Below are 8,821 nucleotides of genomic sequence, written 5' to 3' on the forward strand. Positions count from 1 at the left end.
GCTCGACCGCGCGGGCTCAAACGGGCATGTTTATGCAGGTTCATCCGGGGCTCCTGGGGGCTGGGTTGGCTTCGCAACCCCCATCTTCCAGAGATGCCCCGGATGAACAACCTACCGAGAGATCACAGCTAGCCCGGGATTCTGTCGGAGCGGATCCGCCGCACCCTGCATCGGGCGATCGATCGACCGGCCGCAAAGGCCCAGGTTTTCCCTGGAAAGCGCGGTACGGCTTTTCTAAGCATTCACCAGGCTGGTCAGGGACAGCAGGACCATGGCCGTGACGACCAGCATGAAGTACAGCATGCCCAGCGCGAGGTACTTCAGCAGCGTGACGACCGGGTGCTGGCGATAGACGCGCTGCTGCATCCAGAACAGGTAGACCGGCATCCAGAACATGACCAGCAACTCGGCCAGCCACACCGGCGCCCGCGCCACGGTCGCCTGCGCGGGCAGCAGGCTGTCGATGAAGGAGAGCAGGAAGAACGCCAGCACGCACAGGCACAGGTAGGCGTGGCTGTAGAGCGCCACCACCAGGTGCTCCAGATAGAACCGGCCTGTGCCGATGTAGGCCAGCTTCAACAGCAGCGCGAACACCGGCACCAGCACGAACAGCGCGGACGGCACGGCGCCCATCATGGCGTTCTTGAACAGTTCCGGGTCTTTCTGCAGGCGCGGGATGTTGTCCTGCGCGCGTGCGATCTTCTTGTTCAACCAGCGGTTGCCGAACTCCGGAAGCCAGGCCACGCGCACGGGGTTGTCGACCGGATGCCAGGGCTTGCCGTTCTGGGAGAACAGCGAGCCGGTGCTGTCGGGCATCGGCCCGTTTTCCGGAATCCGGTCGGGCTGGGCCAGCGCCGGGTGGTCGGGCTGCAGTTCGGCGATGCGCGCGCGCGCCCGCGCCTGGGTGCCACGGATGTTGTCTTCCACCCGTTCGCGTGCGAACACGAGCGTCGGCGGAATGGTGGCGCGGGCAGCCAGCAGCCCGTCGATGGTGCGGTCGCGCAGGCGCACCACTTCGTCGGGATCGGTCAACGATGCGAAATCGACGCCTTCGCCCCCCGCGCCCGTCACCTGGACCGTTGTGCCGCCCTTGCCGTCCGCCACGGCAGGCGGGCTCAGCACATCGCCGCTGCCCATGGCGAACTTGCCCACGAAGAACGTCAGCACGCTGAGGATGACGAACAGCCGCAGCGGCGCCACGTACGGCGCCCGGTGGCCGGCCAGGTAGGCGTTGGCCAGCCTGCCCGGCGACAGCAACGTGCGCAGGGTGCGGAAGATGCGGCCGTCCAGGTGCCAGAACGATTCGAATACCTCTTCCACCGCATGCCCGAAGCTGCGCAGCGGGTTGTGTGCATTCTGTCCGCAGACGTGGCAGAACCCGCCCTGCAGCGGCGTCTGGCAGTTCTCGCACGCGCTGGCGTGCACGGCATCGTGCGATGGGGTCATGGGGCGTTCGGGCGGCGCAGGTGGCGAGCGGGTAAGATACCGGCCTCCCGTGACCCGGTGCCAGCGCGAAACCGCGCGACCGTAGTCCGGCGGTTGATCCCCATGTCTGTGTCTCCCTCCCCGACCCCGCGCTTCGGCCAGGAAGTGCGTGCGACGGCCACGCTCGCGCTGCCGCTGGTGCTGGGCCATGTCTCCACCGGCCTGATCGGCTTCGTCGACAACGTGATCGCCGGCCACCACGCCACCGCCACGCTGGCGGCGGTGACCGTGGGCACGGCGCTGCTGTGGCTGCCGATGATGGTGCCGATCGGCACGCTGATCTCGCTGACCGCCTCGGTCTCGCAGCTGGACGGCGCGAACCGGCGCGGCGAGATCGCGCCGCTGTTCCGCCAGGCGCTGTGGCTGTCGCTGGGCCTGGGCGTGCTGATGTTCGCCTTCCTCAGCGTGGCGCCGCACGCACTGGCGGCATTCGGCATCGCGCCCGACATCATTCCCGGCGCCACCGCGTTCCTGCACGGCATCCGCTGGGGCGTACCGGCGCTGACGTTCTACTTCTGCATGCGCTATCTCAGCGAGGGCACGCACTGGACGCTGCCCACGATGATCCTCGGCTTCGGCGGGCTGCTGGTGCTGGCACCGGTGGGCTACGTGCTGACGTTCGGCAAGCTGGGATTCCCGGAAATGGGCGCAGGCGGCCTGGGCATCGCCTCGGCGCTGACCATGTGGCTGCAGGCCATCGCGTTCGCAACGTACCTCGCGCGTGCGAAGCGGTTCGCCGACCTGCACCTGTTCGCGCATTTCGATCCGCCGCGCCGCGGGCCGATCATGCAGCTGCTGCGCACCGGCCTGCCGATCGGCATCACCGTGCTGATGGAAGGCAGCCTGTTCATCGTCACGGCGCTGCTGATCGCACGCCTGGGGGCCACGCCCGCCGCCGCCCACCAGATCGCCATCAACGTGTCGGCGCTGTGCTTCATGGTGCCGATGGGCGTGGCCGAGGCCACCACCGTGCGCGTGGGCCATGCGGTCGGCTCGGGCGACGTGGCCGGCATCCGCCGCGCCGCGCACGCCGGCTACGTCATCGTGTTGGCCACGCAGGCCATGTCGGCGCTGTTCCTGCTGCTGGGCCACGACCTGGTGGTGTCCCTGTACACCGACGACCTGGCGGTGGCCGCGCTGGCCGGCACCCTGCTGCTGTTCGCCGCGGCCTTCCAGTTCCCCGATGGCATCCAGGTGCTGTCGGCCGGCGCACTGCGCGGGCTGAAGGACACCCGGGTGCCCATGTGGCTGGCGGTAGTGTCGTACTGGGGCCTGGGCATGCCGCTGGGCGCCGGTTTGGGCCTGGGGCTGGGCTGGGGCCCGCAGGGCATGTGGCTGGGCCTGATCGTGGGCCTGACCGCCGCGGCCGTGCTGCTGGGCTGGCGCTTCGAGCGCAGCAGCCGGCGCCGGCCCGCCGTCATGTCAGCCTGACGGGTGACCATCGGGGCATGAAAGCCCGATGGCCGCACGCTACAGTGGTCCCAGTTTCCCGGAGTTCCCCATGAGCCAAGTCGCCCCCGCACCCCGTCGCAGCCCGGTCGCCGCCTTCTTCGTCGGCCTGTGGGACGTGGCGAATTTCACCCGCAAGCTGGTCCTCAACCTGATCTTCTTCGGGCTGCTGTTCCTGATCTTCATCTTCTTCATCATCGCCGCCGGCAGTGGCGGGGGGAAGCCGCTGATGGAGCGCACCACCTTCGTGCTGGCGCCGGAAGGCCGCCTGGTGGAGCAGTTCACCGCCGATCCCGCCACCCGCGCGCTGGCCAAGGCGCTGGGCGACAAGAGCGCCGAGGAAGTGCAGCTGCGCGACCTGCTGCGCGCCATCGAGGCGGCGCAGAAGGACGAGAAGATCGAGCGCATGCTGCTGCGCGTGGACCAGCTGCAGCCCACCGGCTACGCCTCGCTGCGCGAAGTCGCCGCTGCGCTGGCGAAGTTCCGCGCGTCCGGCAAGCAGATCGTCGCCTTCGGCGAGAACCTCAGCCAGACCCAGTACCTGCTGGCCGCGCAGGCCGACGAGGTTTACCTCGATCCGATGGGCAGCCTGATGCTGGAGGGCCTGGGCCGCTACCGCCAGTACTACCGTGAAGGCCTGCAGGACAAGCTGGGCGTGGACGTGCACCTGTTCAAGGTGGGCGAGTACAAATCCGCGGCCGAACCCTACGTGCTGGACGCCGCCTCCAAGGAAGCCAAGGAAGCCGACCTGTACTGGATGAACGACGTGTGGCAGCGCCTGCTGGCCGACATCGCCAAGGTCCGCAAGACCACGCCCGAAGCGCTGGCCGCCGGCATCGACACGCTGCCCGAGGGCATCGCCGCCGCGGGCGGCGACCTGGCCAAGTACGCGCTGCAGCAGAAGCTGGTGGACGGCCTGAAGACCCAGGAAGAAGTCGAGGACCTGCTGATCGAACGCGGCGTGGCCGATGAGGATTCGGACACCGGCTTCCGTGCCATCGGCCTGACCGGCTATCTGACCCAGCTCGACGCCAAGATCAATCCGCTCGACAAGCGCCCGCAGGTCGCCGTGGTCGTGGCCGAAGGCGAGATCACCGACGGCGACCAGCCGGCCGGCCGCGTCGGTGGGCTGTCCACCTCGGCGCTGCTGCGCGAGGCGCGCGACGACGACGACGTGAAGGCCGTGGGGCTGCGCGTGGATTCGCCCGGCGGTGGCGTGTACGCCTCCGAGCAGAACCGTCGCGAAGTGGCTGCGCTGAAGAAGGCCGGCAAGCCGGTCGTGGTGTCCATGGGCGACCTGGCCGCGTCCGGCGGCTACTGGATCAGCATGAATGCCGACCGCATCTACGCCGCTCCGTCCACCATCACCGGCTCGATCGGCATCTTCGGCATGATCCCCACCGTGCCGCGCACGCTGGAGAAGATCGGCGTGCGCACCGATGGCGTGGGCACCACCCGCTTCGCCGGCGCGTTCGACATCACCCGTCCGCTGGACCCGGCCGTGGGCCAGGTGATCCAGTCGGTCATCGACAAGGGCTACGCCGACTTCACCGGCAAGGTCGCCGACGCGCGCAAGAAGTCCGTCGAGGAGATCGATGCCGTCGCCCGTGGCCGCGTGTGGAGCGGTGCGCAGGCCAAGGAGCGCGGGCTGGTCGACGAACTGGCGGGCCTGGACGCGGCCCTGGCCGACGCCGCCCGGCGCGCCAAGCTGGGCGAGGCCGGCAAGTACCGTGTGCGCTACATCGAGAAGATGTCCTCGCCGTTCTCGCAGTTCATGGGCGGCTTCGCGGGCAGCCGCATCGGTGCGGCCTGGCTGAAGGATTCGGACTTCGCGCGCGCGCTGCTGGCGCGCAGCCTGCCCGAGATGGAAGCGCAGCTGCGCTTCGTCGAGGAAGCCGTCAACGACCGCCAGGGCGCGCCGGTGAAGACGCTGGCGTACTGCTTCTGCGGCTTCTGACCGCGACCGCCATCGCGTGATCCAGCGGGCCGCCCGGGTGACCGGGCGGTCCGCTGCGTTTGCGCCATGGGATGGCCGTCATACCCGCAATCCGCGTTGTAGGCAGCATCGACGGAGTGTGGAGTGCGGATGAGGCGCATGAAGGTGGCCGTGCTGGCGATGATCGTACTGGCATGCGCGGGCGGCGCCCGGGCGACGCAGCCCGGCCTGCCCGACCTGCCGTCCTGCGCGCACGCGTCGGTGCCGGAAAACGCCGGTGTGGTGGCGACGCCCGGGGGCTTCATGCTGGTGCATCCACGCAATGCGGACCTGCCGGACGACTACACGGGTTGCAAGACGCTGTGGGTGATGGATGTCGATCCCGAGCCGTGGCACTGGGCAACGCTGTGGTTCAGGGACGGTCGACTGCAGCGGGTGGTGAGCACCTCGCGGGATGCGTCGGCGCCGCACGCCTGCGACATGCCCGGCATGGCGCTGCCCGAAGGATTCGCGCCGGCGCCGGCCTGCGAAGGACTGGACGATCATCCCTGGGTCGCCCTGCGCCTGCCGAGCTGGCCGCGCGCCTGCGCGGGCGACGTGCCGCCGGCGGTCTGCGAGGGAGAACCGGAATGAGGCCGATGATACGTGTCGTCACCGCGCTGGCGTTCGCGTTCGTCAGCACCCTGCCATCCGCACGGGCGGGGGATGCCGACACGGAATTCGATGCGTTTCTCGCGCGCTGGCGCGCCGCCGTTGCCGCGAACGATGTCGATGCGGTCGTCGCCATGACCCGGCTGCCGTTCCTGTTCGAAGGCCGGGACCATGCCCGTGAAGGCATGGCGCGCGAGGTGGTGCCGGCCCTGCTGACCGTCGAGGTGCGCCACTGCCTGCGCACCGCGGCCCCGCTGCGCGAGGACGACCGCTACGTGCTGTCCTGCGCGCCCTACCAGTTCCACCTGGGGCGCGTGAACGGTGAGTGGCGCTGGGTGGAGTTCGCCGCCGACGGCGAAGGCTGACGCTCAGGGCGCGCTGGCGTTGCCGGCGGCGTCGGCTTCGGCGGCGTTCGTGCGATCGGCCGCCGCCTGGACCTGCGCCTCCACGGCCTCGGCTTTCTGGATCGGTGCCTGCATCGCGTCGCGCAGTTCCGTGCCGCTGGGCGTCGTCGATGCGGTGGCCTGCGGTTCCGGTGGCTCGTCGGTGGGCGGCGGCTCCGGTGCGTGGCAGGCCGTGGCCAGCAGGGCGAGCGAGGCGATCAGGGCGAAGCGGATCCCGGGCATGGCGACGATCCTCATGTGACGTGGCGCTATGCTACGCCCAACGATGAAGGAGACGCACGTGGCGGCGAACCGGTGGCGACTGGAGGGACAACTGGCGCTGGTGACCGGCGCCAGCGCGGGCATCGGGCTGGCGATCACGCGCGAACTGCTGGGCTTCGGCGCCGATGTGTTGATGGTCGCGCGCGACGCGGACGCACTGCAGGACGCGCGCCAGGACTTGGCCGAGGAATTCCCCGAGCGCGAGATCAGCGTGCTGGCCGCCGACGTGGCCGATGACGAGGACCGCCGTGCCATCCTCGACTGGGTGGAAGACCACGCCGAAGGCCTGAACATCCTGGTCAACAACGCGGGCGGCAATGTCACCCGGGCCGCGGTGGACTACACCGAGGACGAGTGGCGTGGCATTTTCGAGACCAACGTATTCTCCGCCTTCGAGCTGTCGCGCTACGCGCATCCGCTGCTCACCCGGCATGCCGCTTCGTGCATTGTCAACGTGGGCAGCGGTCGGGCATCACCGCCGTACGCAGCGGCGCGCCCTACGGCATGACCAAGGCCGCGCTGCACCAGCTGACCCGCAACCTCGCCGCCGAATGGGCCGAGGACGGCGTGCGCGTGAATGCGGTGGCGCCCTGGTACATCCGCACGCGCCGCACCTCCGGTCCGCTGTCGGACCCGGACTACTACGACGAAGTGATCGCGCGCACGCCGATGCGTCGCATCGGCGAGCCGGAGGAAGTCGCTGCCGCCGTCGGATTCCTCTGCCTGCCCGCCTCCAGCTACATCACCGGCGAGTGCATCGCGGTGGATGGCGGGTTCCTGCGCTACGGGTTCTGATTGACGTTCGTTTGATGCGTGCCCGCTAGCGTGTTCCCGTCACAGAGCGGGGACACGAAGATGGGACGCTGGATCAAGCGGGTCGCGACGGCGTGTGGTGCGCTCGTCCTGGTGGTATGCATCGTCGGCTTCGCGTACATGCGCGCACTGGACCTGGACAGCCAGCCGCCTGCGGGCGCGCGCAGCACGGTGGCCGACCTGGACTTCATGCGGGCGGCGGTGCATGGGTCGCGTGGCCGCATCCTCGCCGTGGTCACCAGTACCTCGCACTTTCCCGGTGGCGAAAAGAAGGCCGGTTTCGAACTGACCGAGCTGGCGCGTGCGTACTACGTGTTCCAGGCCAACGGCTACGAGGTGGACATCGCCAGTCCCCGCGGAGGCGCACCGCCGATGCGGCGCGATGACGAGGACATGGTGGCCACCGACTTCGCCTTCCTCAACGATGCCGGGGCGCGACGGAAACTGGCCGCGAGCCTGCGCGTGGCCGGCGTGGATGCGTCGCGTTATGCCGCGGTCTACTTCGTCGGCGGCAAGGGGACCATGTTCGATTTTCCCGGCGATCCCGGCATCCAGCGCCTGGTGCGCGATGTGTACCAGCGCGGTGGTGTCATCGGTGCCGTCTGCCATGGCCCGGCCGCGTTGCTCGACGTGGTGCTGGACGACGGCACGCCGCTGCTGCGTGGACGTCGCGTGGCGGCCTTCAGCAACGCCGAGGAGCTGTTCCTGATCGAGGATGCGCGTTCACGATTCCCCTATCTGCTCCAGGACCGCATCCTGCAGAAGGGCGGGCACTACGTGGAAGGCCCGATGTATCTGGACAACACGGTCGTCGACGGCCGCATCGTCACCGGGCAGAACCCGTGGTCGACCTGGTCCACGGCGGAGGCCATGGTGCGTGCGCTGGGCCATGTTCCGGTCACCCGCGCGCCGGGGCGGGACGAGCAGGCGGTGCAGGTGATGACGGCCTACCACCGGCACGGCATCGCGGCCGCACGCGAGGCGAGGGCCGCGTTGCCGGAGGCGGACAAGCGCCTGTTGCTGATGCACGCCCTGGTCGCGGCCATGCAGGGGCGTGCAGGCGATGCGTGGCATCTCCAGGCGCTGGCGCTGGGCTGACGCGGAACTACTCTCCGCAGTCGCTTTCGGACAGGATGCGCGCCACGCGCTCGTACTCGGCGCGGTTCCTGTCGACATTCTCGCGGCGCGCGAAACGCCAGGCTACTTCGGTTTCGTCGCGGCGCTTCTTCCATGCATCGCACAGCGCGCCGTCGGGCACGCGGGCGCAGGTGTCGCGCACCACTTCGCAGGCCTGGCCGGCGCCGCCCTGCGGGTTGCCGTCCAGTCCGGTCGTGCGCAGCGCGACGCAGCGCGAGGCGGGCTCGCTGTCCTCGGTGACGTAGGTGTCCTTGTCGTAGGTGGTGCACTGGAACAGGACCGGTGGCGGCAGGCGGGGAGCATCGGCCGCGGTCGCGGCGGGTGCGGGTTCCTGCGTCGCGGGTCGGGTCGGAGCGGCCGGTTGCATCCGTGCAGTGGTCGGTGGCGAAGCCGAGTTCGCCGGCGCCATCGGCACCGTGTTGACGCCCTGCAGCGTGCGCTGCTCCTGCTTCATGCCCTTGGGGCACGGTGCATTCTGCAGCGTCAGGGCGCCGCTGGCGTCGGTGCAGCGGTAGATGACGACGTCTCCGGCCCGGGATGCGGGCGCGATGGCGGCGCCGAGGAAGGTCGCCAGCAGCAGCCGGCGGGCATAGGGAGCGGGGATACAGCTCATGGGTTCCTGCAGTCGTTGGCGATGCGCGCGTCGATGTCGCGCTGTTCCAGATCCAGCGCACGTCGTTCGCTC

At 69.4% G+C, this 8,821-nt stretch carries 8 protein-coding genes and 1 pseudogene; 6 read left to right on the forward strand and 3 right to left on the reverse strand.

The features are described 5' to 3' along the window. Positions 1 to 234: 234 nt before the first annotated feature. Positions 235 to 1,446, reverse strand: coding sequence for a DUF3667 domain-containing protein (locus CSC76_RS18220; RefSeq protein ID WP_162111377.1), 1,212 nt, complete (start codon positions 1,444 to 1,446; stop codon positions 235 to 237). A 102-nt stretch (positions 1,447 to 1,548) separates the two neighbouring features. Between CSC76_RS18220 and CSC76_RS18225 the strand changes: the two genes are divergently transcribed. The 4 genes from CSC76_RS18225 to CSC76_RS18240 all read left to right on the forward strand — a co-directional run bounded on the left by CSC76_RS18225 (position 1,549) and on the right by CSC76_RS18240 (position 5,886). Then, positions 1,549 to 2,916, forward strand: a complete 1,368-nt coding sequence (locus CSC76_RS18225; protein ID WP_162111378.1) for an MATE family efflux transporter — start codon at positions 1,549 to 1,551, stop codon at positions 2,914 to 2,916. A gap of 70 nt (positions 2,917 to 2,986) precedes the next feature. Beyond that, positions 2,987 to 4,891, forward strand: coding sequence for a signal peptide peptidase SppA (gene sppA, locus CSC76_RS18230; protein ID WP_162111379.1), 1,905 nt, complete (start codon positions 2,987 to 2,989; stop codon positions 4,889 to 4,891). A 129-nt stretch (positions 4,892 to 5,020) separates the two neighbouring features. Next, positions 5,021 to 5,503, forward strand: a complete 483-nt coding sequence (locus tag CSC76_RS18235) for a hypothetical protein (RefSeq protein WP_162111380.1) — start codon at positions 5,021 to 5,023, stop codon at positions 5,501 to 5,503. Further along, positions 5,500 to 5,886 carry a hypothetical protein gene (locus CSC76_RS18240; protein WP_202923570.1) on the forward strand — a complete coding sequence of 129 codons (387 nt, stop codon included), beginning with the start codon at positions 5,500 to 5,502 and terminating at the stop codon, positions 5,884 to 5,886. Before CSC76_RS18235 ends, CSC76_RS18240 begins: the two co-directional genes overlap by 4 nt. Positions 5,887 to 5,889: 3 nt before the next feature. On the opposite strand, the gene CSC76_RS18245 is transcribed toward CSC76_RS18240, so the two are convergent. Further along, on the reverse strand, positions 5,890 to 6,147 hold the full coding sequence (locus CSC76_RS18245; protein WP_162111381.1) for a hypothetical protein: 258 nt from the start codon (positions 6,145 to 6,147) through the stop codon (positions 5,890 to 5,892). Positions 6,148 to 6,205: 58 nt separating this feature from the next. Between CSC76_RS18245 and CSC76_RS18250 the strand changes: the two are divergent. Together CSC76_RS18250 and CSC76_RS18255 are read left to right on the forward strand one after the other, a co-directional pair. Then, positions 6,206 to 6,981 (forward strand): annotated as a pseudogene (locus CSC76_RS18250) (SDR family oxidoreductase). A gap of 60 nt (positions 6,982 to 7,041) precedes the next feature. Beyond that, positions 7,042 to 8,097, forward strand: coding sequence for a type 1 glutamine amidotransferase domain-containing protein (locus CSC76_RS18255; RefSeq protein WP_162111382.1), 1,056 nt, complete (start codon positions 7,042 to 7,044; stop codon positions 8,095 to 8,097). 7 nt (positions 8,098 to 8,104) lie between these two features. On the opposite strand, the gene CSC76_RS18260 is transcribed toward CSC76_RS18255, so the two are convergent. Then, positions 8,105 to 8,749: a DUF4124 domain-containing protein gene (locus CSC76_RS18260; RefSeq protein WP_162111383.1), complete on the reverse strand. Its 645-nt coding sequence runs from the start codon at positions 8,747 to 8,749 to the stop codon at positions 8,105 to 8,107. Positions 8,750 to 8,821 lie beyond the last annotated feature (72 nt).

The organism is Pseudoxanthomonas mexicana (genome assembly GCF_010093385.1).
GTDB lineage: Bacteria > Pseudomonadota > Gammaproteobacteria > Xanthomonadales > Xanthomonadaceae > Pseudoxanthomonas_A > Pseudoxanthomonas_A mexicana.